The sequence below is a fragment of the Streptomyces sp. C1-1 genome (assembly GCF_050214755.1).
Classification (GTDB): Bacteria; Actinomycetota; Actinomycetes; order Streptomycetales; family Streptomycetaceae; genus Streptomyces.
On sequence record NZ_CP189826.1, the window covers coordinates 2,649,621 to 2,674,263 of the forward strand.

Genomic DNA, 24,643 nt, shown 5'->3' on the forward strand with positions numbered 1-24,643 from the left:
TGGGCCTCGGGCCCTAGGGGCGCGGCATGTTGCGGAGGTTGGAGCGGGCCATCTGGAGCATGCGGCCCACTCCGCCGTCCAGGACGATCTTCGACGCCGACAGGGCGAAGCCCGTCACCATCTCGGCGCTGATCTTCGGCGGGATGGACAGGGCGTTGGGATCGGTGACGATGTCGACCAGCGCGGGGCCCTTGTGCTTGAAGGCCGACTTCAGCGCCCCGGCGAGGTCCTTGGGCTTCTCCACCCGCACCCCGTAGGCACCGCACGCCCGGGCCACGGCCGCGAAGTCGGGGTTCTTGTTGGTGGTGCCGTAGGAGGGCAGCCCGGCGACCAGCATCTCCAACTCGACCATTCCAAGCGATGAGTTGTTGAACAGGACGACCTTGACCGGGAGGTCGTACTGCACGAGCGTCAGGAAGTCGCCCATCAGCATGGAGAATCCGCCGTCGCCCGACATCGACACCACCTGCCGGCCGCGGTCGGTGAACTGCGCGCCGATCGCCATCGGCAGGGCGTTCGCCATGGAGCCGTGCGAGAACGAACCGATGACCCGGCGGCGGCCGTTGGGCGAGATGTAGCGGGCGGCCCAGACGTTGCACATGCCGGTGTCGACGGTGAACACCGCGTCGTCGTCGGCGAGTTCGTCGAGGACGGAGGCCACGTACTCCGGGTGGATGGGGACGTGCTTGTCGACCTTGCGGGTGTAGGCCTTGACCACGCCCTCCAGGGCGGACGCGTGCTTCTTCAGCATCCGGTCCAGGAAGCGGCGGTCGGTCTTCTCCTCGACCCGCGGGATCAGACAGCGCAGGGTCTCGCGCACGTCGCCCCACACGGCCAGGTCGAGCTTGGACCGGCGGCCCAGGTGCTCGGGCCGGACGTCGACCTGGACGATCGTCACGTCGTCGGGCAGGAAGGCGTTGTAGGGGAAGTCGGTGCCGAGCAGGATCAGCAGGTCGCACTCGTGGGTGGCCTCGTACGCGGCGCCGTAGCCGAGCAGTCCGCTCATGCCGACGTCGTACGGGTTGTCGTACTGGATCCACTCCTTGCCGCGCAGGGCGTGGCCGACGGGTGACTTGATCCTCCCGGCGAACTCCATGACCTCGGCGTGGGCGCCGGCCGTGCCGCTGCCGCAGAACAGGGTGACCTTCTGGGCGCGGTCGATCATGTCGGCCAGCTTGTCGATCTCGGCGTCGCCCGGCCGGACGGTGGGCCGGGAGGTGACCAGCGCGCTCTCGGCGGCCCGTTCGGGGGCGGGCTGGTCGGCGATGTCGCCGGGAAGGGAGACGACGGCGACGCCCGAGCGCCCGACGGCGTTCTGGATGGCGGTCTGCAGCAGGCGCGGCATCTGCTTGGGGCTGGAGATGAGCTCGCTGTAGTGGCTGCACTCGCGGAACAGCTGGTCGGGGTGGGTCTCCTGGAAGTAGCCGAGGCCGATCTCACTGGTGGGGATGTGCGAGGCGAGGGCCAGGACGGGGGCCATGGACCGGTGGGCGTCGTACAGACCGTTGATGAGGTGCAGGTTGCCGGGGCCGCAGGAACCCGCGCACGCGGTGAGCTTCCCGGTGATCTGGGCTTCGGCGCCGGCCGCGAAGGCGGCGGTCTCCTCGTGACGAACGTGCACCCAGTCGATGGCGGCGTTGCGGCGCACGGCGTCCACGACCGGGTTGAGGCTGTCGCCGACGACGCCGTAGAGGCGCTTCACTCCGGCTCGGACGAGGATGTCGACGAACTGCTCGGCGACGTTCTGCTTGGCCATGGTGCTCTCATGCCCCTTCGGTCTCCGACAGGTCCCTACGGGTTACATGAATTCACAACGCGCCGCGTCACGCCTCCCAAACGGCGGCGGCCGTACGGTCGTCCGCGTATCCCTTGACCCGTACCTGGGTGTCGGTGAGGAACGCGGCGAGCCCCGGCGGGGTGGGACCGGACCACCGGCCCGTCAGGTAGCGGCACAGGTCCGGTTCGCCGCGCAGCGGTTCGGCGAGGCCGCCTGTGCACATCAGGAGCGTGTCACCCGGGTGGGCGACGGAGGCGCGGAAGCGGAAGGGTTCCCGGGGCGGTTCGGGGGCGGGCTCGTAGGGGCTCGGGGGTGTCGGGATGCCCAGGTCCATGGTCAGGCGGTCGCCCTCGGGGGTCTCGGCCGGCAGTGAGCCGAAGCCGACGACCGGTTCGCCGGTGACGTCGGTGACGCGGGGTTCGATGTCCTGCCAGTCGCCGTCCCTGAGGCGGAACAGTCCGCCGTCCCCTACGCCGAAGAAGACGCGCGTCCGGCACTCCGGGTCGGCGGGCAGCAGCAGGCAGCGCAGGCTGGCCGCGTACTCCTCCGGGTCGATGCCCTGCTCGGCCGCGCTGGCGCGGAGTTTGCCGAGGCTGCGGTCGGTGAGGCGGTGCAGGCCGGACTTGAGGTCGCCGCGCCTGCCCGCCCGGATGTCCTCGGCGAGCCGGGCATGGCTGCGGCCCACGGCCCTGCCGATCCAGTGGCAGGCCTCGGCGGCGGCCCGGTGGGCGCCGGGGGTGGCCCGGGCGCCGGTGGCCATCGCGACGAGGACCAGGGCGTGCTCTGCGGTACCGAAGCGGGCGGTGAGGAGGGAGTCGCGGCGGGGTTCGCCGCGGTAGCGGGCGGAGTCGCCGCGCACGGAGGCGGCACGCAGGGTGCAGGCGCCGTACCGGGCCCCGTCGAGGACGGTGTCGGCGACGAGGTCGTCCAGGTCGTCGGGGTCGGCGGGCGGGAGGGCGGTGGGTTCGGCGTCGTAGGTCGGGGGGCCAGAGCCGACGTAGTCGACGGGGGGCGGGGGGAAGGCGGGAAGGTCCAGGTGGGTGGCCGTGCGGGGGACGGGCGGCGGTGGCGAGAGGCCGGGAGCCGGGGTGCTGACGGCGGGTGGCGGTGGCGGGGTGTCCCGCACCCGGGCCCGCGGGGTGCCGTCCCTTTCCGTGCCGGGTGCCGGAGCGGCGGCCTCGGCCGGCGTCGGACCGGCCGTGCGGGGCGGCTGAGGTGACGTCCTGTCGGGCCAGGGCTGTTCGGGAGGTGGTGTCTCGGTGCTCCTGGAGCGCTGTTGCGGAACTCCGGGGCCCGTCCCGGGATCGGTGTCCTCGCCCCGCTCCCCGGCCCCGGCGTGCACCGCTCCCGCCGCCGAGGCGAATCGGTCGTCCAGAGTGTCGGCCGCGGGGGCGGGCCCCGTGTCCTCGGTGGAGTCGTCGTACAGCTGTCCCCACCAGTCGTCGTCGCGCCCGGTGGGCCTTCCCCCCTGCTGACTCATGCCCCCAATTGTCCACCGCGCGGGCCGGATGAAAACGGGGCATCGGGAAAATCCCGCACGGCACGCCGTGTCGAACGGCATGTCGAGTGAGTCGTCGAACAGGGGTGCGGGGGAAGTCGCCGGGCGGCTCCACCCCCCACGGGAGAGCCGCCCGGCGACCACCGGGGTGATCCGGGCCCGGATCCCCTGCGTGCCGACGGTGCGCCGACGGCACGCTCACGGGCCCGGATCACGTTGTGGATGACCGGATCACGTCCCGACCCGGTCGGACCGGTCCCGAGTGTGACCCGGTTCCCTGGAGATGAGCTGTGAGCCGGCCCGCGATTCCGCCGCAGGCGGGCGGGGCCGACAGGGTCGTGCCGTCACCTTGGCAGACTGACGGGCGGTACGGCGATGATGTGCCGAGGCGGGTTCGCGCCGTGGCCGGTTTCCGCCACCGCGCCGACCCGGTGAGCTGGGGTCCGGGAAGGGACGACACCGCATGCTGGCAGTGCTGGGGCTGGACGAGACGCACGAGGCGGCGTACCGGGAGCTGGTCTCGGTGGGCGCCGCCGACGTACCGGATCTGGCCCGGCGGCTGACGCTCGGCGAGGACGACACCGAGCTCGCGCTGCGGCGCCTGGAGCGGCACGGGCTGGCCGCCCAGTCGTCGGCGCGGCCGGGCCGGTGGGTCGCGGCGCCGCCCGGGGTGGCGCTGGGCGCGCTGCTGACCCAGCAGCGGCACGAGCTGGAGAAGGCGGAACTGGCGGCCGCGCTGCTCGCCGAGGAGTACCGGGCGGCCGCCGCCGAGCCCGCCGTGCACGATCTGGTCGAGGTGGTGATCGGTGCCGGTGCGGTCGCCCAGCGGTTCCTGCAGTTGCAGCTGGGGGCGTGCGACGAGGTGTGCGCACTGGTCACGGGCAGCCCCACCGTGGTCTCCGGCATGGAGAACGACGCCGAGGAGCAGGCGGCCGGCCGCGGGGTGCGCTACCGGGTGGTGGTGGAGCGGTCGGTGCTGGACCTGCCCGACGGGATGACCGAGCTGTCCGCCGCGCTGGGCCGGGGCGAGCAGGTGCGGGTGGTGGACCGGGTGCCGACCAAGCTGGTGGTGGCCGACGGTTCGCTGGCCCTGGTGCCGCTGACCACGCACACCGCGGAGCCGGCCGCGCTGGTGGTGCACGCGAGCGGCCTCCTTCAGCTGCTGTCCGGGCTGTTCGAGTCGGTGTGGCGGGACGCGCTGCCGCTGCGGTTCGGGGCGGCCGGGGTCACCGAGCGGGAGCCCGAAGGCCCCGACGCCACGGACCTGGAGGTGCTGTCCCTGCTGCTGGCCGGTCTGACCGACGCGAGCGTGGCGAAACAGCTGGACCTGGGGCTGCGGACGGTGCAGCGACGCGTCAAACGGCTGATGGAGCTGGCCGGTGCGACGACCCGGCTGCAGCTGGGATGGCATGCCCACGAACGGGGCTGGGTGACCCGGGAGCGACCCTGACCTGCGCGTTCGGCTGCGCTCGGGCACCCTGGGCTCATGGGAGTGTGGGACCTCGTGCTGGTCGGCCTGGTCCTCCTGCTCGGCCTGTGCGGGGTGCTGGTGCCCGGGGTGCCGGGGTCGTGGCTGGTGTGGGCCGCGATCCTGTGGTGGGCGCTGAAGGACCCACGGCCGGTCGCCTGGTGGGTCCTGGTCGGTACCACGACCGCGCTGTTCCTCTCGCAGGTCGTGCGCTGGGCGCTGCCGCCCCGACAGCTGCGGGCGAGCGGGGCGACGCCGCGGATGGGCGTGTACGCGGGGACCGGTGCGTTCCTCGGTTTCCTGCTGTTTCCCGTCCTGGGCGCGGTCCCCGGCTTCATGGGCGGCATCTACCTGTGTGAACGCCGGCGTCTGGGCGGGCACGGCGAGGCGATGGCGGCCCTGCGCACCGCGATGCGCTCGGGCGGCTCCAGCGTGCTGGCGGAGCTGTTCACCTGTCTGCTGATCGCCGGGGCCTGGCTGGCCGTCGTGATCCGGGGCTGACGGACCGGGAACGAGGGGCTACAGGCAGCCCTCCAGGGTGAGCAGGTGCACCTTTCGTTCCAGGCCGCCCGCGTAGCCCGTCAGCGCGCCGTTCGCGCCGATCACCCGGTGGCAGGGCCGCACGATGAGCAGCGGGTTGGCGCCGATCGCGCCTCCGACGGCCCGTACGGCCGCACGGGGTGCCCCGATCCGCGCGGCGATCTCGCCGTAGGTCGTGGTGGCGCCGTAGGGGACGGAGTCCAGGGCGGTCCACACCCTCTCCCGGAACTCGCTGCCCGCGGTGCTGAACGGCAACCGGAAGTCCTTCAGTTCACCGGCGAAGTAGGCGGCCAGCTGTTCCTCGGCGTCGCGGAAGAGGGTCGGCTCGTATCGCCAACTCCCTTCCACTTCACGTCCGTTGCGCTGACCGGGCACGGAGACGGAGGTCAGGGCGCCGGAGGCGTCGGCGGTGATCAGCAGGGCGCCGACAGGGCTGTCGACACGGGTCCACAGGGTGGTCATCGCGGTTCAGTCCAACTCTCCTGCTGCGCGCAGGTGTCGTAGGGCGTACGAGCGCCAGGGGCGCCAGGTGTCGGGGACGTCCGGGCCGGGCGGCGCGACGTCGGGGTCGCCCAGGGCGCGGGTGCGGATCTCGGCGACGGTGCCGGCGTCCATGCCGGGCAGGTCGAGCAGTGCGGCCTGCGCCTCGTCGCGGTCGACGCCCGGATCGAGACGCAGGGCACCGTCGGCGAGGGCGGCGGTGAGTGCGCCGAGGGGGCCGTCGGGTTCGGCCTCGGCGAGGACGGCAGGCTCGGGGAAGAGATGGGTGAGATTGCCGCAGGGCGAGTCGAGCGCCTTGCCGTACCGCCGCACCAGCCGTTCGCTCGCCCGCGGCCCCACCAGGGCCCGTACCGCCGCCTCGTCCGCGTCGGCGGCGCCCGGCGAGCGCAGGCCCGGGCGGGCGGTGACGAGGGGCGCGAGCCGGGGGTCCGCGCCGAGCCGCTCGTCGATCGCGTAGGGGTCGGCGTCGAGGTCGAACAGCCTGCGCAGCCGGCCGACGGCGGTGGTGAGGTCGCGCGGGTCGGTCAGCTGCAGGCGGGCCTCCAGCCAGCCGCCGGGATGCGCCGCGGACACGGGCCCGGACGCGCCGGCCCGTTCGTCGACGGCGACGACGCCGGTGCCGTGCGGGAGGCGGAGGGTGCGGCGGTAGGTGCGGCGGCCGGGCTCCCCGCCCACCTCCTCCACGCCGGGCACGGCCTCCTCGGCGAGCAGGTCGAAGACGGCACCGGCCTGGTACGGACCCCGGTGGGCGAGCCGCAACGGGATCCCCGCGGCGGGACGGCGGCCCCGCTGCCGGGGCGCGGCGGCCCGCAGGTCGCTCGGTGTGGAGGCGTACACCTCGCGGACGGTGTCGTTGAACTGGCGGACGCTGGCGAACCCGGAGGCGAACGCGATCTCCGTGATCGGCAGATCGGTCGTCTGCACCAGCACCCGCGCGGTGTGCGCCCGCTGGGCCCGGGCCAGGGCGACGGGCCCGGCGCCGAGCTCGGCGGTCAGCTGCCGCTGGACCTGCCGGGCGCTGTAGCCGAGCCGTCCGGCGAGCCCGGTGACGCCCTCGCGGTCGACGACGCCGTCCGCGATCAGCCGCATGGCGCGTCCCACCACGTCGGCGCGGACGTTCCACTCGGCGGACCCCGGCACGGCGTCCGGGCGGCAGCGGCGGCACGCCCGGAAGCCCGCGCCCTGGGCCGCGGCGGCCGTGGCGAAGAAGCGGACGTTGCGGCGCTTCGGGGTCACGGCCGGGCAGCTGGGGCGGCAGTAGATGCCGGTGGTCTCGACGGCGAAGAAGAACTCGCCGTCGAAACGGGCGTCCCGACTCCGCACGGCCTCATACCTGGTGTCCTCGTCCATCACGACTCCAGTCTGCGCCGTGCGGGGCGGGACGGGCTGGCGGAAATCGGACGCGACACCACCGGCCCAATGCGGACGGTGTCGTGGCGGCGGCGCCCGCGGACCGGCCGTCGGCCCGTCGGCCGGTCCGCGGGCGCGACGCACCCGACCAGCCACTGGCCCGCCCGGAGCACGCCGCAGGAGCAGCGCTCCGAACCGCCCGCCCGGGCCGCCCGGAGCGCGTCTCGCCGACGGCGCCCCGGGCCCCCGTCGGCCGGCCCGGGGGGCCTTCAGTTGTGGCGGCCCCGCTTCAGTTCCATGGCCGCCCTGCCCTCGGCGCCCTTGCGTTTCCAGTCGCGGCGTAGTTCCGCGCGGGCTCGGGCGTCGGTCTTGGCCACGATCCACTGGTTCTCCCGGATCAGCTTCCGGTAGCTCTCCAGCCGTCGTACCTGGAGTTCGCCGGCGTCCACGGCGGCCAGCACCGCGCAACCGGGCTCGGCGCCGTGCGCGCAGTCGTGGAAGCGGCACCGCTGCGCCAGGTCCTCGATCTCGGAGAAGACCTGACCGACACCGCTCTCGGCGTCCCACAGGCCGACGCCGCGCAGTCCCGGGGTGTCGATGAGCACTCCCCCGCCGGGCAGGGCGAGCAGGTTGCGGGTGGTCGTCGTGTGGCGGCCCTTGCCGTCGACGTCCCGGGTGGCCTTCACGTCCATCACGTCGGCGCCGACGAGCGCGTTCGCGAGGGTCGACTTGCCCGCGCCGGACTGGCCGAGCAGCACGGAGGTGCCGTCGCCGACGGCGGCGCGCAGGACGTCGAGGCCGTCGCCGTCCACGGCGCTGACCGTCAGCACGGTCACGCCGGGCGCCGACAGTTCCACGTCCTGGACCAGGTGGGCCCGTGTCACCGCGTCCGGCACGAGGTCGGCCTTGGTGAGGACGACGAGCGGCTGGGCGCCCGACTCCCAGGCCAGGGCGAGGAACCGCTCGATGCGGCCGAGGTCGAGCTCGGCCGCCAGCGACACCGCGACGATGGCGTGGTCGACGTTGGCGGCGAGGATCTGCCCCTCGGACCGCTTGGAGGAGGTGGAGCGCACGAAGGCGGTGCGGCGCGGCAGATACGCGCGCACGTAACGGGGGTTGCCGCCGGGTTCGACGGCGACCCAGTCGCCGGTGCACACGACCCGCATCGGGTCGTGCGGGGTGACGAACGCGGTGTCGGCCCGCAGCACCCCGTCGGCGGTGACCACGTCGCACTGGCCGCGGTCGACCCGGAGCACGCGCCCGGGCAGCAGTCCTTCGGTGTCGTACGGGGCGAACGTGTCCGCCCATGCCTCGTCCCAGCCGTAGGGAGCGAGCGCGGAGAAGACAGAACTGGAAGTCAAGGGTGGCCCTTCACAAGGGCGGCCCCGGCGACGGGTTCGGTGAGGTCAGCCGGCGGCCACGGAGGTGGACTTGATGATCTGGATGCGGGCAGCGCTCGTCGCAAAGACAGCCATCGGTCAACACCTCCTCTTTCCTCGACTCGTCGTGGTACCGGCACCGAGGGGCACCGGCTCCTTGGGGAACCGGCGCAACAGTAGCCCGTCGCGCCGGTGTCCCGTCAACCGGTTTTCCCGCAGGGCTGCCCGTTCAACGTGAAGTCGTAGGGCGGCGAGTTCTTCGTCTTCCAGGAGGCGAGGAAACCGAAGGAGAGGGTGCCGTGCGCGGGGACGGCCTTGTTGTAGTCGGCGGCGGTGGCGGTGACGCGGGAGCCGGTCTGGGCGACGCTCGCGTCCCACATCTGGCCGACCTGCTGGCCGTCCTTGAAGGACCAGCCGACGCTCCAGTTGGTCAGGGCCCGGGTCGTGGTGACGGTGACGGTGGCCTGGAAGCCGTCGGGCCACTCGTTGACCAGGTCGTAGCCGACCGTGCAGGTGGCCGCTTCCTTCACGGTGGACCCACCACCACCTCCGGCGGCGGACGACGAGGTGCCCTGGGGTTCGGGGTCGGGCTTCTTGTCGCCGCCGGTCCTCGTCCTGGAGACGGTCGTGGTCGGGGACGGGGAGGTGCCGCTCGGGGACGAGGTGACGGGCGGCGGGGAGGGGCGGGGGGCGGCCACGGGACTGCTGTCGGACGGGGTGTCACCGGCCGTGATGTCGCCGTCCGCGCCGCCGAACGGCATCAGGGACACGGCCAGCGCGAGCAGCGAGACCAGGACGGCGGCGACGAGGAGGCCGTTGCGGACGGTACGTGCCCGGTCCGCGCCGGACCTGAGCTCGCCGTGCTCGCCTTCCACGGGGTCGGGGCGGCCGGCGCCGAGCCGGACCTCGGCGGCCCGTCGGCGGCGCTCCAGGTAGGCGAGGCCGCCCCAGCCGATCACGCCGCCGGCGAGGGCCGCGGGAAGGCCGCCGCCGTGCGGGCGCAGACAGGCGGCGGCCTCGGCGCAATCCACGCAGGTGGCGAGGTGGCGCGAGAGGTCGGCCGGGATGTCGGCGCCGGGCGAGCGGGTGACCGCGTCGAGGAGGCGGGCGTAGCTGCGGCAGTCGGCGTCCAGCGGCATGTCGAGGTGGGCGCGGTGGCAGCGGTCGCGGAACAGGCGGCGCACCTCGGTGAGTTCCTCGCCGACGAGCGCCGGGTCGAGGCCGAGCCTGCGGGCCACCACGGAGTACGGCAGCGCCTCCACCTCGGCGAGCCACAGCAGTGTCGCGTCCGCGTCCTGCAGATCGCGCAGGGCGCGCAGGGCGAGCGGGCGTTGCAGCGGCGGCCCGGTGTAGCGCGTGGCCTTCTCGGAGTTGAGCCACAGGCGCAGGTCGGGGTCGAGGTCGTCGCCCTGTCCGCACTCCTCCCAGTCGGCCGCCGTGCTGCGCACGGCGGTCAACAGCAGCGGGATCATGGGGAGTCGGGGCGAGCGGCGGCCGGTGTCTCGGGCGACGGGTCCGCCCTCGGCGGCACGGACCTCGCGTATACCGAGCGCGAACGCCTCCGAGGCCAGTTGGGTGGCCGCGGTGGCGCCGGCGGTGCACAGGTCGGCGTAGGAAAGCACCGCGTCCCAGCACTCGGAGAACAGCGCGGCCTCGGCGGCGTCCTTCGGGGTCGGCAGGTCGGGCATGGGTCTCCTGCGTTGAAAGCGAGGTCAACTCACCATGACGGAAAAGGAGTTGGGGGGAACCTCGCGGCAGGGCAGGAGCCTTTCACGTTTTTCTCACAACTGACAAGCGCTGTGTTCAGTTGTCCTGACAGACCCCTGTGGAACCGCCGCCGGCAACAACTCCGGCCTCATGTACGCAAGGAGACCACGCTTCGACTCACCGTGCACAGAGGTCTCTCACACCTCCGCGGTCTCCTCCGCGCTCTCGTCCGCCGTCTCCCGCGCCGGAAGGCTGTCCATGAAGGAGCTGACGGAGAACACGGCGCGGCCGGGGCCGGGCGGGCCGTAGCCGGGAGGCGAGGACAGGCCGAAGTCCTCCATGGTCTGCCGGTACGCCTGGAGCAGCCGGATGTGGTACTCCAGCGGCGCGCCCGCCGGGTTGGCCTTGCCGAGCGGGGTCGTGGGCTCGGGGCACCAGGTGGTGAAGCGGGGCGTGATGCCGTTCGACATGAAGAAGCGCAGGCCCTCGGTGGTCGAGGCGATCGCCTCGTCGACCGTCTTGAACCCGAAGGGCTCGGCCATCTCCACGCCCGCGACGAAGTTGGGGATGACGTTGCGCGCGCCGAAGACGTCGGCCGAGTCCAGGATGCGCCGGTGCCACTCGTCCCGGCCGACGTACCGCTCCTTGCCCGGGCAGTACATCTTGAACAGGTACTCGTCCCACACCTCGTAGTTGGGGTGGTAGATCTGCACGCCGTAGTCCTTGAACCGCTGCACGTCGTCCTTGGGCAGCGCCTGCGCGACGACCTTGCCGATCCAGCGGCCCGGGAAGCGCTCCTCGATGGCCTTGGCGTAGTGGCCGTAGAAGTCGGCCTCGTCCCGTCCGGAGACCGTCTTGGTGATCGCGCCGCCGGTGAGCGTGTAGGCGGTGGAGGCCTTGGCGGTGTCGTACCGGTCGATGATCTCGAGGGCCTCCAGTACCTCCTCGACGTCCTTGACACCGGTGTACGGCCGCCCGGCCGCCTTGTGCTGGCGCCAGTTGTGGTTGATGTCGCAGTACTGACACTCCTCCTTGGCGCCGAAGTACTGGCAGACGCGGAAGACGGTGAGGTAGATCAGGTAGCCCCACTGGATGGTCGGGGCGACCTCCATGACCGACTTCCCGTTGGACAGGGTGTGCCGGTAGTACTCGGGCATGGGCGGCACGCCGACGTCCGAGATGCGCTTCCCGTCGAGATAGAGGCCGAGCACTCCGTGCTCGTCGGCGGCGACCCGGTACGGCGAGGACGGGTTCACGCGCACGGAGACGACGGTGCGGCGCAGGTCGTAGGGGCCGCCGGTGAGGATGATCTCCTCCGGGGGCCGGCGCAGGGCGGCCTCGCCGAGCTCGGGCAGGGTGCCGTGGTCGAAGGAGAAGATGAAGTACGACTTCGGCTTGACCTCGCCGCCCTCGTTGTCGCTCAGCGCGGAGGGGTCGAAGGCCACACCACCACGCAGCAGGTCCTCTTTGAAGACGGCTTCCCGCGGTACCTGCGGAAACCGCTCCATCAGATCCTCGACCAGTGCGGTACGGCTGCCCATCCCGACTCTCCTCCCGGCTCAGGCGTTCGACTCCCCACCGTATGCCTCCGCCCGGCGCTCAGCCGTGCCGGGTCCCCTCCCGGCGCGCGATGTGTCCTGGTATCAGCAGGCCGGGCGGCAGGAGCGGGTCGGGTTCGGGGGTGCCCCAGGCCCACGTCAGCGGCAGGGTTCCGGCCCACAGCCCCAGCTCGGCGTCGGGGCCGTCGCCGTCGTCGGGTGCCCCGGCGCGGATCTTGACGGAGGCCTGTTCGAGGGAGAGGGCGAGGAGGGTGGTGGCGGCGAGCTCCCTGCGGTTGGGGCCGCGGGCGTACGACCACTGGCCGGGCGCCGCGTGCTCGGTGAGCAGGCGCAGCCCGGCCAGCTTCTCCTCGGGGTCGGTGACCTTGCGGGCCTCGCCGTGGATCATGGCGCTGCGGTAGTTGACGCCGTGCTCGAAGACGGAGCGGGCGAGGACCAGCCCGTCCACATGGGTGACGGTGACGCACACCGGGGTGCCGCCCGCGAGGCTGCGGCTGGCCACCGACCCGTGCAGGTAGAGCTGCCGGTCGTCACGCCCGTAGACCGTCGGCACGACCAGCGGCCGGTCGTCGACCACCACGCCCAGGTGGCAGACGAACCCCGCGTCGAGGATGGCGTCGAGATCGGCACGGTCGAGGCTGCCCTGTTCGCGCAGGCGGCGGTGCCGGGTGAGGTCGGTCTCCGGGAGCGGTTCGAGCGTCATACGGCAGGACGCTACCGATATCGCATCTGGAGCGCCAGATATTTGCGGATAGCTCTTTCTGGAAGCGTATTCGCTACGAAATCCGCAAGCGAACCCTGTCAGGCCTCCCGCTCAATCGCCCCCGGATCCACCGGATGGGCGAGCTCCTCACCGGCCAGCAGCCGGGCGGCCTCCTCGGCGACCGTCGTGCCGAGGCGGGAGAGCTCGTTGCCCTGGGAGCCGGCGAGGTGCGGGGTGACGAAGGCGCCCGGCAGGTCGTAGAGGGGCGAGTCGGCCGGGAGCGGCTCGGGGTCGGTGACGTCGAGGACGGCGTTCAGCCGCCCGGCGCGCACTTCCTCGACGAGGGCGTCGTGGTCGACCAGACCGCCGCGGGCGGTGTTGATCAGGGTCGCGCCGTCGGGCATCAGGGCGAGTTCCCGGCGGCCGACGAGGTGGCGGGTCCGAGGGGTCTCGGGGGCGTGGACCGTGACGATGTCCGAGGTGCGCAGCAGATCGTCCAGCGGCAGCAGCGGCACGCCGAGTTCGGCCGCCCGGCGTTCGGTGACGTAGGGGTCGGTGAGGGTCACGCGCAGGTCGAAGGGGGCCAGCAGGGCGATCACCCGGCGGCCGATGCGGGAGGCGCCGATCACGCCGACACGGCGGCCGTGGTTGCCGATGCCGGGGACGACGCTCCAGCCGGGGTGGACGCGTTCGGTGCGCAGGCGTTCCCGGGCGGCGAGGACGTTCTTCCCGGCCAACAGGATCATCGCGAGGGTGTACTCGGCGACCGGAACGGCGTTGGCGTCGGCCGCCGAGGAGACCACGACGGAGCGCCGCCAGAGCTCGGGCGTGCTGAAGCCCTTGACCGAGCCGGCCGAGTGCAGGACGGCACGCAGCCGGGGCGCCGCGTCGAGGACGGCCGCGTCCAGACGGGGGCAGCCCCAGCCCGTGACCAGGATCTCGGTGCGGGCGAGCGCTTCGCGCGCACGCACCCCGGTGAAGTCCTCGGCGATCAGGTCCGGGTCGATGTCCACCGACTCGCGCAGCCGGGCGAGCACGTCCGGAGGGAAGACGAGCGGCAGATGGCCGGCGGTCATGGCGAACAGGGCCCGGGGACGCTCGGACAAGGGGGTGGCCCTCCGGCTTCGCGAGAAAGTTGTAGAAAACGCTCTCCACGGTAGGCGGCGGCGAATGAGAGGGTCAACGTGCACAGACTTCTTCGGGAGGGACGGCAGGGATGACGGAGACGGTCACCAACTGGGCGGGCAACATCACCTACACGGCGAAGGAGCTGCACCGCCCCCACTCGCTCGACGCGCTCGGCGCGCTCGTGGCCGGCAGTGCGAAGGTGCGGGTGCTGGGCAGCGGGCACTCCTTCAACGAGATCGCCGAGCCGGGCGCGGAGGGCGTCCTGCTCTCGATCGCCGCCCTGCCGCCGGTGATCGACGTGGACACCGCGGCCCGTACGGTACGGGTCTCGGGCGGCGTCCGGTACGCGGAGCTGGCGCGCGCGGTGGACGCCCACGGGCTGGCGCTGCCCAACATGGCGTCCCTGCCGCACATCTCGGTGGCCGGCTCGGTGGCCACCGGCACGCACGGCTCGGGGGTCGGCAACGGCTCGCTGGCGTCGGCCGTGCGGGACGTCGAACTGGTCACGGCGGACGGCTCGACGGTCACCCTCGGGCGGGGCGACGAGCGGTTCGACGGCGCCGTGACCTCGCTGGGCGCCCTGGGCGTCGTCACCGCCCTGACCCTGGACCTCGAACCGTCCTACGAGGTCGAGCAGCATGTGTTCACCGAACTGCCGCTCGCGGGGCTGGACTTCGAGAAGGTCGCGGCGACGGCGTACAGCGTGAGCCTGTTCACCGACTGGCGGGAGCCGGGCTTCCGCCAGGTGTGGCTGAAGCGGCGCACCGACCAGCCGTTGCCGGGCTTCCCGTGGGCGGCCCCCGCCACGGAGAAGCTGCATCCCGTGCCGGGCATGCCGGCGGTCAACTGCACCGAGCAGTTCGGGGTGCCGGGGCCCTGGCACGAGCGGCTGCCGCACTTCCGGGCGGAGTTCGTGCCGAGCAGCGGGTCCGAGCTGCAGTCGGAGTACCTGCTGCCCAGGCCGTACGCCCTCGAAGCGCTGCACGCCCTGGACGCGATCCGCGGGACGGTCGCGCCCGTGCTGCAGATCTGCGAGGTGCGCACGGTGGCCGCCGACACGCAGTGGCTGAGCCCCGCGTACGGACGCGACACCGTGGCCCTGCACTTCACCTGGATCGAGGACACGGCGGCCGTGCTCCCGGTGGTGCGCCGGGTGGAGGACGCCCTGGACGGCTTCGACGCGCGACCGCACTGGGGGAAGGTGTTCGCCGTCCCGGCGGCCGTGCTGCGCAGCCGGTATCCGCGGCTGGGTGACTTCCGGGCGCTGGCGCGGGAGCTGGATCCGGCGGGGAAGTTCACCAACGCGTTCGTGCGGGACGTACTGGAGGAGACTTTGTAAGGCCCATTTTTTAACCCCTTGTCGAATGCCACCCCGGGTCATAGCCTGGCGCGGCGCCGGTGGCCGTCGTGGCCCGGCCGGAAGCTCTGCGGGGGAGATCGGGTGACGGACACGGCATTGCGCTCCGGCGTCCCCGGCCAGCTCTTCAGCCGACCGGCCGCGGTCGCGTCCTGCGTCGGATTCGTCCTCATCGGCGTGCTCCAGGCGCTCTTCGGGCCCGCCGTCCCGGGCCTGCGCCGGGAGTTCGGCCTGTCCCCCTCGGGCGCGGGCCTCGGTCTGAGCCTGCACTTCGCGGGCGGCGTGGCCGGCGTCCTGGCCTTCAACGCGATCCACTCCCGGATCAGCAACAGGGCGCTGCTCGCCGCGAGCTACGGCCTGATGGCGCTGGGCGGCGCCGGCTTCGCGCTCGCCCCGGCCTGGCCGCCGGCGCTGGCCGCCGCCTTCCTCGGCGGCCTCGGCTTCGGCGGCATCGACTACGGCCTCAACCAGCTCTTCGCGGTCGGCTTCGGCGACCGGTCCACGGCCATGCTGAACGTCCTCAACGCCCATTTCGGCATCGGAGCGGTCCTGGGGCCGGCGGTGGTGGCGTGGGCCGGGCCCGGGAACTACGCGTACGCCTTCGGCGGTTGTGCCGTCCTTGCCGGAACACTGGCGCTGTGCACGCGCGGCGTGCGCACGGACCCCGTCGAGCCGCAGGAGTCGAGGGCCGGCTCGCCGGTCCTGTCCCGTGTCCTGCTCGGCTTCCTCGTCCTGTACGTCCTCAACGTCGCCGTCGAGGCGGGCGTCGGCGGCTGGGAGCCCACCCACCTGGAGACCGTCGGCTACAGCGCGACCGTGGCCGCCTCGGCGACGTCCGTGTACTGGCTGATGCTGACCGCGGGCCGGTTCCTCATCGTGCCGATCGCGCTGCGGCACTCCCCCGAGCGCATCCTCACCCTGTGCGCGGCGGGCATGACCGCGTGCCTGCTGCTGTCGCTGTTCGAGGGAGCGGCGCCGGTGGCGTACGCAGGCGTCGGGTTGTTCATCGCGCCGGTCTTCCCGACCGGACTGCCCTGGCTGAACAGGGCACTTCCCCAGGCGAGGCGCGCCGGCGCCTGGGTCATCGCCGCGTCGATGGTCGGCGGAGTGGCGGCTCCCCCACTGCTGGGAGCGGGCATCGAGGCCTCGGGCATCCACGCGGTCCCCTGGCTGCTCGCCCTGCTCTCCGCCGCCTCGCTCGTGGCGACCGTGTGGTTGATCCAGCTCACCCGGAGGTCCGTCGAGTGATCGGCAGTATCGAGGTCCGCTCCCTGTCCCGCTCGTTCCACACCACCGTCCGCCGGCCCGGCTTCGCCGGCGCCCTCAGGTCCCTCGTCAACCCGGAGCGGGCCGTCAAGCACGCCGTCTCCGACATCTCCTTCGACGTGGCACCGGGCGAACTCCTCGCCCTGCTCGGCCCGAACGGTGCCGGCAAGTCCACCACCATCAAGATGCTCACCGGCATCCTCACCCCCACCTCCGGCGAGGCCCGGGTGGCGGGTGTCGTCCCCTACCAGGAGCGGGAGCGCAACGCCCGTAACATCGGCGCGGTGTTCGGGCAGCGCACCCAGCTGTGGTGGGACCTGCCGGTGCGGGAGTCGTTCGCGATCCTGCGGGACATCTACGAGGTGCCGAAGGCCGAACACGCCACACGGCTGAAGGAGTTCGACGACATTCTCGAACTGTCCTCGTTCTGGGACACCCGGGTGCGCCATCTCTCCCTGGGCCAGCGGGTGCGCTGCGACCTGGCCGCCGCACTGCTGCACGACCCGCCGGTGGTCTTCCTGGACGAGCCGACCATCGGCATGGACGTGGTGGTCAAGGAACAGGTGCGGGAGTTCCTGCGGCACCAGGTCGAACAGCGCGGCCGTACCGTCCTGTTGACCACGCACGACATGACGGAGGTGGAGCGGCTCGCCGAGCGGGTCGTGCTCGTCAACCACGGGCGGCTGGTCCTGGACGGCACACTCGACGAGATCCGCCGCACATACGGCTCGACCTGGCAGGTGCGGGCCACCCTCGCCGACGCGCACACCGATGCCGTACCGCCGCCGGGCATCGCGCTGCTGCGGCAGGAGGGCCCGCAGGTCGTGTTCGGCCCGGACGGACCCGACGCGCCCACCGTCCACCAGGCACTCAAGGCGGTCATCGAGCGGTACGAGGTGACGGGCATCGCCATCGACGAGGCGGACCTGGAGGACGTGATGCGGGCCGCCTACGTCCACGCGGGACCCGCCACCGAGGAGGCCTGAGATGGCCGTCCTGCACGCCTGGCGTGCCGCCCGCGTCACCCCGCTCGGCGAACTGCACGCCCCGCCCCGGATGACGGCCGTGCTGGTCCGGCTGACCGTCCAGGTGGTGCTGGTCGCCTCCCTGTGGAACGGCCTGTACGACCAGACCTCGGTCTCGGCCGGAATGAGCCGCGAGCAGGCCGTCACGTACGCCGTCCTGGCCGTACTCGCCTCCCGGCTGCGGGAGTTGGACCAGTACGCGGGCCGGGACACCGTCATCCAGCACATGCACTTCGGCACCATCGTCTACTGGTACCTGCGCCCGCTGTCGCCCGCCCGGTACCACGCCCTGCGCGCCCTCGGCGAGCAGGTCTACGGGGCCGCGTGGGCGCTCACCGGATACGCGGTGTGCCTCGCCGCCGGGGTGGTGGAGCCACCCGAATCGGCCGCCGTGGCCGTGGTGTTCGTGCTCAGCCTGCTGCTCGGGCAACTCGTGCTGTACCACGTCATGCTCCTGCTGGACCAGATGTGCTTCTGGACCGTGCGCAACAGCGCCGCCATGCTCATCCTGATCTTCGCGCAGAACCTGATGTCCGGTGTGTACGCCCCCCTGTGGTTCTTCCCCGCGTGGTTCCGGACCCTGAGCACCTTCCTGCCCTTCCAGGCGACGCTCAACGTGCCGCTGTCGCTGTACGTCGGCCGTACCGAACTGTCGGACGCGCCACTGCAGTTGGCCATCCAGGCCGGCTGGGTCGTGCTGCTCCACCTGTTCACCCGGTTCCTGTGGCGGCGGGCCGCCCGCCGGGTCATCTCCCAGGGAGGCTGAGGTCTTGAACGCCGTCCGGATCGCCTGGCGCGTCACGCGCCTCAACTTCCGCTCCCAGCTGGAGTACCGCACCGAGTTCCTGCTGATGGTCGCGATCGGCGCGATCTGGCAGGTGTCGGTGATCGTGTTCGCGACCGTGCTGCTGACCCGGTTCACCGGGATGGGCGGCTGGGACAGCTCCGACGTGTTGCTGATCCCGGCGACGCGGATGCTGGCGCACGGGCTGTTCGTCCTGGTCCTGGGCCGGATGCACGGCATCGGCCGGTTCATCCAGGAGGGGCTGATCGACGTCTATCTGCTGCGGCCCATGCCGGTTCACCGGCAGGTGCAGCTGCAGTACTTCCCCACCAACGCCATCGGCGACCTGACCGTGGCCACGGGGCTGATGATCGGCGCCCTGTCCCGCAGCCACCTCGACTGGAACACCGGGCGCATCACCTACCTCGTCGTCTGCCTCATCGGCGGCATGCTGCTGGAGGCCGCCCTGTTCACCGCGGTGGCCGCCGCGTCCCTGCGCTTCCCGACCGCCGACTACTGGAGCCGCTGGCTGGAGGAGCTGCTCGGCACCTTCGGCAGCTATCCGCTGAACGTCCTGCCCAAGGCGGTGGGCGGCTTCCTCACCTTCGGTCTCCCGCTGGCGTTCGTCGCCTACTTCCCGGCCGCCGTCCTCACCGGACACGGCCACGACACGGGCGTCCCGTACTGGCTGGCGGCCGCCTCCCCGCTGCTCGGCGTACTCGCCTACCTCGCCGCACGGCTGCTGTGGCGGTGGAGCCTGGACCACTACACGGGGGTGAACGGCTGACCCGGACGGACCGGCCAGGGGTACGGCGGTCAACAGCGGCGTCAAGCCCATCCCGGGCCCGGTGTTCAGGGGCGGCGCCCTGAACGCCGTACCGGCGTGAACAGGGCCACGACCGCGGTCAGTACGCAGGCGCCGCCCGCCGCCAGGGCCACGGGTCCGGTGCCCCGGCGTTCCGCCACCCAGGTGAGGACGGCCGCGCCGGCCGGGGCCGCGGAGTAGTGGAGGGTCCAGAAGGCCGAGGTGACGCGGCCGAGCAGGGGCTCCGGCGTCACTTCCTGGCGCAGGGACATGGAACAGGTCCCCGCGACGGCGACGCAGGCCAGGTAGGCCGCGTTGAGGGCGGCCACCGCGGGCACGTCCCCCGCCCGGCCGAGCCCGGCGAACGCCAGACCGCACAGCGCGACCGCGCCGGTCCACGTCCGCCCGAAACCCAGCCCGCGGCGGATGCGAGCCACCAGCAGCGCGCCGGTGATGGTGCCGAGCGCGCCCAGTCCCATGACCGTGCCGACGGTGCGGTCGTCGTGCCCGAGGTCGTGCTCGAGGTGGTAGATGACCAGGTCGTTCAGGCCGAAGGTGAGGAAACTGAAGACGAAGAGAAGAGCGGTGAGGGCGCGCAGGACGGGATGTCCGCCGAGGAAGGAGATCCCGGCGCGCAGGTCGCGCCACAGGCCGGTGGGCCCAGTCGGACCCTCCCCTGCGGGGCGGGCACGGAAGCGTACGAGGAGCAGACAGGCGGCGGAGACCCCGAAGCTGGCCGCGTCCACGCCGACGGCCGTGGCCGGGCCCGCCCAGCCGGCGACCACTCCCGCGCACAGCGGTCCCAGCACCCCGGCCGCGGCGGCGGTGGCGTTCAGCCGGCCGTTGGCCTCCGTCAGCCGGGCGGTGTCCACCAGGCCGCGCACGACCGTCACATAGCCGACGGCGAACAGCGTGCCGACGGCCTCGCACAGCGGCAGCACCGCGTACAGCAGCCAGATCCGCGGGCCGGACAGCCACACGAGCGGGATCGACCCGTACAGCACCATGCGCACGAGGTCGCAGGTGATCAGCAGCCGGCGCCGGTCGACCCGGTCCACCAGCACCCCGGCGAACACGCCCGCCACCACGGCCGCGGCGCCGCCCACCGCCGTCAGCAGACCCATGCCGGCGACCGATCCCGTGGCCCGCAGGACCAGCAGGGGCAGCGCGATCAGGGCGAAGGAGTCGCCGAGGACGGAGAGGGTCTGGGCGGTCCAGAAGACGCCGAAGTCCCTCTGCCGCCACAGGGGTTGAGGGCCGGTCGCGGGGTGATGCGTCCGTCGGCCGCCCGGCCGCGCCTCGTGCGTCACGCGCTCCCCCTCGTGTCCCCGGACTCACCGGACCGTCCGGCAACCCCAGGGCCGCGAATGACGGGTGGGGCGCGCCCGCCGCCTACGATCCCTGTGCGGTGTCTTCGATCCGTTCAATCCCGGCGAGGAGCTTCCCATGAGTACTGCCGTCGTGGTGGGCAGCGGTCCCAACGGGCTCGCGGCGGCCGTCCTCCTGGCCCGCGAGGGCGTGGACGTCACCGTCCTGGAGGCGGCCGCGACGATCGGCGGCGGCACCCGGACCAGCGAGCTGACTCCGGGCCTGCTGCACGACCACTGCTCCGCCACCCACCCCATGGCGGCCGGTTCGCCCTTCCTGCGCGAGCTCGGTCTCGACCGGCACGGCCTGCGCTGGCGTCTGCCGGAGATCGACTGCGTGCATCCGCTGGACTCCGGTGCGGCCGGGGTGCTGCGCCGGTCCGTGCGGGAGACGGCCGAGGGACTGGGCGCGGTCGACGGGCCCCGGTGGCGGCGGCTGTTCGGCCCGCTCGCCGACGGCTTCGACGCCCTGGCCGACAGCATCATGGGACCGCTCGCCCGCGTGCCCCGCCATCCGCTCCTGCTGGGCCGGTTCGGGATTCCGGCCCTGCTGTCCGCCACGGCCGTGGCGGGGCTGTGGCGCACCGAGACGGCCCGGGCGCTCTACGGCGGGGTGGCCGCCCACGCCTTCCGGCCGCTGAACCGGCCCGCGACCGCGGCGATCGGTCTGACGATCGTCGCCTCCGGGCACCGGTACGGCTGGGCGGTGGCCGAGGGCGGCTCACGGGCGATCACGGACGCGCTGGCCTCGCTCCTCACCGAGCTGGGCGGCCGGGTCGAGACGGGCGTCCACGTACGTTCGCACACTCAACTCCCCTCGTCCGACGTGGTGTTGTTCGACACCGCGCCGCGGGCGGTCGCGGACATCCTGGGCGGCCGGCTGCCGGCCCGGGTGGCCCGCGCCTACCGTCGCTACCGGCACGGTCCCGGGGCCTTCAAGGTGGACTTCGCGGTGGAGGGCGGGGTGCCGTGGACCCACGAGGCGGCAAGGCGTGCGGGGACGGTCCATCTGGGCGGCACGTTCGAGGAGGTCGCCGAGGCGGAACGGCAGGTGTGCGCCGGGCGGATGCCGGAGCGGCCGTTCGTGCTGGTGGGCCAGCAGTACCTGGCGGACCCGAGCCGGTCCGCCGGCGACGTGCATCCCGTGTGGACGTACGCCCATGTGCCGCACGGCTACGGCGGGGACGCCACGGAGGCCGTGGTACGGCAGATCGAACGGTTCGCACCCGGCTTCCGGGACCGAGTCGTCGGCACGGTGACCCGCTCACCCGCCCAGTTCGAGGAGTACAACCCGAACTTCGTCGGCGGGGACATCGTCACGGGCGCCAACACCGCGCCCCAGCTCCTGCTCCGGCCACGCCTCACCCTCGACCCGTACAGCACGGGCGTACCAGGCATGTTCATCTGCTCGGCCGCCACACCCCCCGGCGCGGGCGCCCACGGCATGTGCGGAGCAAACGCGGCACGATCGGCACTGCGGCATCTGGAGAGGGGGTCCGGGCGGCCGGCCATTTCGCGGACTTAACCGGTGGCTCGCGGCAACCTTGGGTGGATAGGCTTTTTCCTAGGATCTCTAGGAAAGGGTGGGTGCCATGGTCAGGGCCGGTCTCAGTCCCGAGCGCATCACGGCGGCCGCCGCCGATCTCGCCGACGAGGTGGGGTACGAGAACGTCACGCTCTCCGCTCTGGCCCGGCACTTCGGCGTCAAGGACGCGAGCCTGTACTCGCATGTCAGAAGCCTCAAGGACCTGCGTACGCGGATGGCGTTCCTGGCCGGCGGCGAGCTGATCGACCGCATCGCGACGGCCGTGGCCGGCCGGGCCGGGAAGGACGCGCTGGCCGCGTTCGCGGGCGCCTACCGGGAGTTCGCGCTGGAGCACCCCGGACGGTACGCGGCCACCCAGATCCGTATCGACCAGTCCCTCGTCGCCGACTCCCCCGAGCTGCGCCGCACCGCCGAGATCACCTACGGCATGCTCCGCGCCTACGGCCTGGAGGAACCCGATCTCACCGACGCCGTACGCCTGTTGCGCAGCACCTTCCACGGCTACTGCGCGCTGGAGGCGGGCGGCGGCTTCGGTGCCCCGCGCGATGTGCGCAGGTCCTGGGACAAGGCGGTCGACGCCCTGCACATCGCCCTCGAACACTGGCCCCGGGAAGGAACGCACGACGATGACTGAACCGCACTACGACACACGAGGCGACGGGCCCGTCCTGCTGGTCGTCCCCGGAGGTGCCGGACACCCGATGGGGCTCGGCCCGATGACGGACGTACTCGCCGGGCGGTTCACCGTGGTGACGTACGACCCCCTCGGGCTGGCGCACGGCCGGCTCGGCGAGCCGGTCGCCGACCAGCGGGTGGAGCAGTGGAGCGACGGCGCCGCACGGGTGCTCGAAGAGGTGCTGGACGACGGGGAGTCGGCGTACGTCCTCGGCCTCAGCTCCGGCGGGATCGCCGCGCTCGACCTGCTCACCCGCCATCCGGAGCGGCTGCGGCACGTCGTCGCGCACGAGCCGCCGTGCGTGGGGGTGCTGCCCGACGGGGCGCGACAGCGGGCCATGTTCCGGGAGGTGTACGACACCTACCGCGCCGCCGGACCGCAGGTGGCCGCCGCGCGGCTCGGCGCCGGGCTGACGGGGCGGGAGCCGGGTGGGGCCGTCTCGGGCCGACCGCTGTCCAGGGAGGAGGAGTTGGCCAACCCGATGGCCATCTTCCTCGCCCACGTCGTCCGGGACTTCTCCTCGTTCGCTCCCGACCTGGCCGCCCTGGCCACCCTCTCGGACCGGCTCACGCTCGCCACCGGGTCGGACTCCCGGGGACAACTCCTGCACCGGACCGCCGAGTTCATCGCCGGGCGCACCGGTGCCGGATTCGTCGAGTTCCCCGGAGGGCATGTCGGGGCCGGCGAGCACCCCGTCGCGTTCGCCGAACGGCTCGTGGAGACTCTGGCCTCGCACGCCGAGCCCCGGGATGCGCACGATCAGCCGCGGACCGTCTAGCGACCGGTTCTCGCGGGTGTCCCCGGCCGCCGTCTCAAGCCGTCGACCTCGGCGTACGACGGTGCCGTGCCCAGCGGTCGGCGGCCGGTCCGGATGTCCGCCACCGCATCCAGAGCGGCCCCCAGCGCACGCCGGTACAGCAGGGAGCCGAGGCTGACGCGACGCACTCCGAGGTCGGCGAGGTGGGGGACGCTGGGGCCGGTGGGCGAGTAGAGGATGTTGAGGGGGACCCGGACACGCCCCACCAGGGCGGTGATGACCCCCGGGTCGGCGAGGCCGGGGACGAACACGCCGTCGGCGCCCGCCTGTTGGTAGGCGTCGAGTCGTCGGAGCGTCTCGGGCTCGTCGCCGTCGCCCAGCCAGTACGTGTCCGTGCGGGCGTTCACGAAGAGGCCGGGTGCCGCGGCCTTGACGGCGGCGATCTTGGCGGCGTGCCGCCGGACCGGCCCGAGAGCGTCCTCCAGGTTGATGCCGACGGCACCCGCGGCGGCCAGCTCGCGCGCGAACTCCCCCACCTCGTCGGGATCGTCGCTGAATCCGTCCTCGGCGTCGACCGACAGCAGAAAGGGCCCGGCGCCCAGGACACGGGCCAGCCGGAGTGTCTCGTCACGGGTCGCGGAGGCGCCGTCGGGCAGACCGCAGGCCGCGGCGACGCCGAGGCTGGTCGTGCCGACGGCACGGAATCCGCGCGCGGCGAGGGCCGTCGCCGACGCGTGGTCCCAGGCGTTGGGCAGGAACAGGGGCTCGTCGGCATGGTGGAGGTCGGCGAAGGCGGTCACGGGAACTCGACCACCGCATCGGCGCGGGGCTCGGTCACCCGCGGTCTGTCGGTCATACCGGAACGGTAGGCGCCGATCGCTTCGGTGCGGGCCGAAGTATGGGCACCCGGCGGCTCACCCCGACGGCACGGCACTCAGCTTCCCCAGCCCGCACGGCACTCAGCTTCCCCAGCCCGCACGGCACTCAGCTTCCCCAGCCCGCACGGCACTCAGCCGGCGGCACGGCGCTCAGCCGGCGCGTTCCGCCGCGCTGCGCTCCACGCAGAACTCGTTGCCCTCCGGGTCGGTGAGCACGGCCCAGCCCGTGCCGTCCGGCTTGCGGTGGTCGTCCACGAGGGTGGCGCCGATCGCGAGCAGGCGGTCGACCTCCTCGTCGCGGGTGCGGTCCTGCGGCTGCAGGTCGAAGTGGACGCGGTTCTTTACGGCCTTGCCCTCCGGGACGGTGACGAACAGCAGGCCGGCCCGCTCGATCAGGGCCTCGGGATCGCCGGGCTTGTCCTCCGGCTGCAAGGGGTGGCCGAGTACCTGGGACCAGAAGCCGGCGAGGGCGTAGGCGTCGGCACAGTCGACGGTGGTGTGGCGAATGGTGGAGGTCATGGGAGGGATTCTCGGACGTCCGCGCCGGCCCGGGCAACGGAGATTCGGGCACG

General features: G+C 72.7%; 22 protein-coding genes. 10 read left to right on the forward strand and 12 right to left on the reverse strand.

The features are described from left to right. Positions 1-13: 13 nt before the first annotated feature. Together ACQF4J_RS12080 and ACQF4J_RS12085 are read right to left on the reverse strand one after the other, a co-directional pair. Positions 14-1,756 (reverse strand): pyruvate dehydrogenase, encoded by a 1,743-nt coding sequence (locus tag ACQF4J_RS12080; protein ID WP_351581210.1) that lies wholly within the window; start codon positions 1,754-1,756, stop codon positions 14-16. Positions 1,757-1,823: 67 nt separating this feature from the next. Beyond that, positions 1,824-3,257 carry a protein phosphatase 2C domain-containing protein gene (locus tag ACQF4J_RS12085; RefSeq protein WP_351581212.1) on the reverse strand — a complete coding sequence of 478 codons (1,434 nt, stop codon included), beginning with the start codon at positions 3,255-3,257 and terminating at the stop codon, positions 1,824-1,826. Between the two features lie 481 nt (positions 3,258-3,738). Between ACQF4J_RS12085 and ACQF4J_RS12090 the strand changes: the two genes are divergently transcribed. Next, the gene (locus ACQF4J_RS12090; protein WP_351585064.1) at positions 3,739-4,725 is read left to right on the forward strand and encodes a helix-turn-helix transcriptional regulator; all 987 of its coding nucleotides are present in this window, start codon (positions 3,739-3,741) and stop codon (positions 4,723-4,725) included. A 36-nt stretch (positions 4,726-4,761) separates the two neighbouring features. After that, entirely contained in the window at positions 4,762-5,244 is a 483-nt protein-coding gene (locus ACQF4J_RS12095) for a DUF456 domain-containing protein (RefSeq protein ID WP_351806534.1), read from the forward strand. Between the two features lie 18 nt (positions 5,245-5,262). On the opposite strand, the gene ACQF4J_RS12100 is transcribed toward ACQF4J_RS12095, so the two are convergent. From ACQF4J_RS12100 to ACQF4J_RS12130, 7 genes are all read right to left on the reverse strand, one after another. After that, positions 5,263-5,745 (reverse strand): methylated-DNA--[protein]-cysteine S-methyltransferase, encoded by a 483-nt coding sequence (locus tag ACQF4J_RS12100; RefSeq protein ID WP_351585060.1) that lies wholly within the window; start codon positions 5,743-5,745, stop codon positions 5,263-5,265. A gap of 6 nt (positions 5,746-5,751) precedes the next feature. After that, positions 5,752-7,134, reverse strand: a complete 1,383-nt coding sequence (locus tag ACQF4J_RS12105; protein WP_351585066.1) for a DNA-3-methyladenine glycosylase 2 family protein — start codon at positions 7,132-7,134, stop codon at positions 5,752-5,754. 269 nt (positions 7,135-7,403) lie between these two features. Next, positions 7,404-8,495 carry a ribosome small subunit-dependent GTPase A gene (gene rsgA, locus ACQF4J_RS12110; protein ID WP_427165603.1) on the reverse strand — a complete coding sequence of 364 codons (1,092 nt, stop codon included), beginning with the start codon at positions 8,493-8,495 and terminating at the stop codon, positions 7,404-7,406. Positions 8,496-8,713: 218 nt separating this feature from the next. Beyond that, positions 8,714-10,201, reverse strand: a complete 1,488-nt coding sequence (locus ACQF4J_RS12115) for a cellulose-binding domain-containing protein (RefSeq protein ID WP_351806447.1) — start codon at positions 10,199-10,201, stop codon at positions 8,714-8,716. 216 nt (positions 10,202-10,417) lie between these two features. Beyond that, positions 10,418-11,761 carry a radical SAM protein gene (locus ACQF4J_RS12120; RefSeq protein ID WP_351583950.1) on the reverse strand — a complete coding sequence of 448 codons (1,344 nt, stop codon included), beginning with the start codon at positions 11,759-11,761 and terminating at the stop codon, positions 10,418-10,420. 58 nt (positions 11,762-11,819) lie between these two features. Continuing rightward, positions 11,820-12,482, reverse strand: coding sequence for a pyridoxamine 5'-phosphate oxidase family protein (locus ACQF4J_RS12125; protein ID WP_351583947.1), 663 nt, complete (start codon positions 12,480-12,482; stop codon positions 11,820-11,822). A gap of 98 nt (positions 12,483-12,580) precedes the next feature. Next, positions 12,581-13,588 (reverse strand): hydroxyacid dehydrogenase, encoded by a 1,008-nt coding sequence (locus ACQF4J_RS12130; protein WP_351806444.1) that lies wholly within the window; start codon positions 13,586-13,588, stop codon positions 12,581-12,583. Positions 13,589-13,698: 110 nt separating this feature from the next. Here ACQF4J_RS12130 and ACQF4J_RS12135 point away from each other — a divergent pair, with 110 nt between their 5' ends. From ACQF4J_RS12135 to ACQF4J_RS12155, 5 genes are all read left to right on the forward strand, one after another. Next, positions 13,699-14,949: an FAD-binding protein gene (locus ACQF4J_RS12135; RefSeq protein ID WP_427165604.1), complete on the forward strand. Its 1,251-nt coding sequence runs from the start codon at positions 13,699-13,701 to the stop codon at positions 14,947-14,949. A gap of 102 nt (positions 14,950-15,051) precedes the next feature. Then, entirely contained in the window at positions 15,052-16,215 is a 1,164-nt protein-coding gene (locus ACQF4J_RS12140; RefSeq protein WP_427165605.1) for an MFS transporter, read from the forward strand. Then, positions 16,212-17,219: an ABC transporter ATP-binding protein gene (locus ACQF4J_RS12145; RefSeq protein ID WP_351583936.1), complete on the forward strand. Its 1,008-nt coding sequence runs from the start codon at positions 16,212-16,214 to the stop codon at positions 17,217-17,219. The genes ACQF4J_RS12140 and ACQF4J_RS12145 overlap by 4 nt, the downstream gene beginning before the upstream one ends. A gap of 1 nt (position 17,220) precedes the next feature. Continuing rightward, positions 17,221-18,024: an ABC transporter permease gene (locus ACQF4J_RS12150; protein ID WP_351806437.1), complete on the forward strand. Its 804-nt coding sequence runs from the start codon at positions 17,221-17,223 to the stop codon at positions 18,022-18,024. Between the two features lie 4 nt (positions 18,025-18,028). Beyond that, positions 18,029-18,829, forward strand: a complete 801-nt coding sequence (locus ACQF4J_RS12155; protein WP_351583930.1) for an ABC transporter permease — start codon at positions 18,029-18,031, stop codon at positions 18,827-18,829. Between the two features lie 65 nt (positions 18,830-18,894). Here ACQF4J_RS12155 and ACQF4J_RS12160 read toward each other — a convergent pair whose 3' ends face one another. Continuing rightward, positions 18,895-20,157 (reverse strand): MFS transporter, encoded by a 1,263-nt coding sequence (locus tag ACQF4J_RS12160; protein ID WP_427165606.1) that lies wholly within the window; start codon positions 20,155-20,157, stop codon positions 18,895-18,897. 136 nt (positions 20,158-20,293) lie between these two features. On the opposite strand from ACQF4J_RS12160, the gene ACQF4J_RS12165 reads away from it, so the two are divergent. From ACQF4J_RS12165 to ACQF4J_RS12175, 3 genes are all read left to right on the forward strand, one after another. Next, the gene (locus ACQF4J_RS12165; protein ID WP_351583924.1) at positions 20,294-21,739 is read left to right on the forward strand and encodes a phytoene desaturase family protein; all 1,446 of its coding nucleotides are present in this window, start codon (positions 20,294-20,296) and stop codon (positions 21,737-21,739) included. Between the two features lie 67 nt (positions 21,740-21,806). Then, a complete protein-coding gene (locus ACQF4J_RS12170) occupies positions 21,807-22,394 on the forward strand; it encodes a TetR/AcrR family transcriptional regulator (RefSeq protein WP_351583921.1) in 588 nt (195 codons plus the stop codon). Beyond that, a complete protein-coding gene (locus tag ACQF4J_RS12175) occupies positions 22,387-23,214 on the forward strand; it encodes an alpha/beta fold hydrolase (protein ID WP_427165607.1) in 828 nt (275 codons plus the stop codon). Before ACQF4J_RS12170 ends, ACQF4J_RS12175 begins: the two co-directional genes overlap by 8 nt. On the opposite strand, the gene ACQF4J_RS12180 is transcribed toward ACQF4J_RS12175, so the two are convergent. Together ACQF4J_RS12180 and ACQF4J_RS12185 are read right to left on the reverse strand one after the other, a co-directional pair. Next, a complete protein-coding gene (locus tag ACQF4J_RS12180) occupies positions 23,211-23,993 on the reverse strand; it encodes an isocitrate lyase/PEP mutase family protein (protein WP_427165608.1) in 783 nt (260 codons plus the stop codon). The genes ACQF4J_RS12175 and ACQF4J_RS12180 overlap by 4 nt on opposite strands. Before the next feature lie 228 nt (positions 23,994-24,221). After that, on the reverse strand, positions 24,222-24,590 hold the full coding sequence (locus ACQF4J_RS12185; protein ID WP_351582066.1) for a VOC family protein: 369 nt from the start codon (positions 24,588-24,590) through the stop codon (positions 24,222-24,224). Between the last annotated feature and the right edge of the window lie 53 nt (positions 24,591-24,643).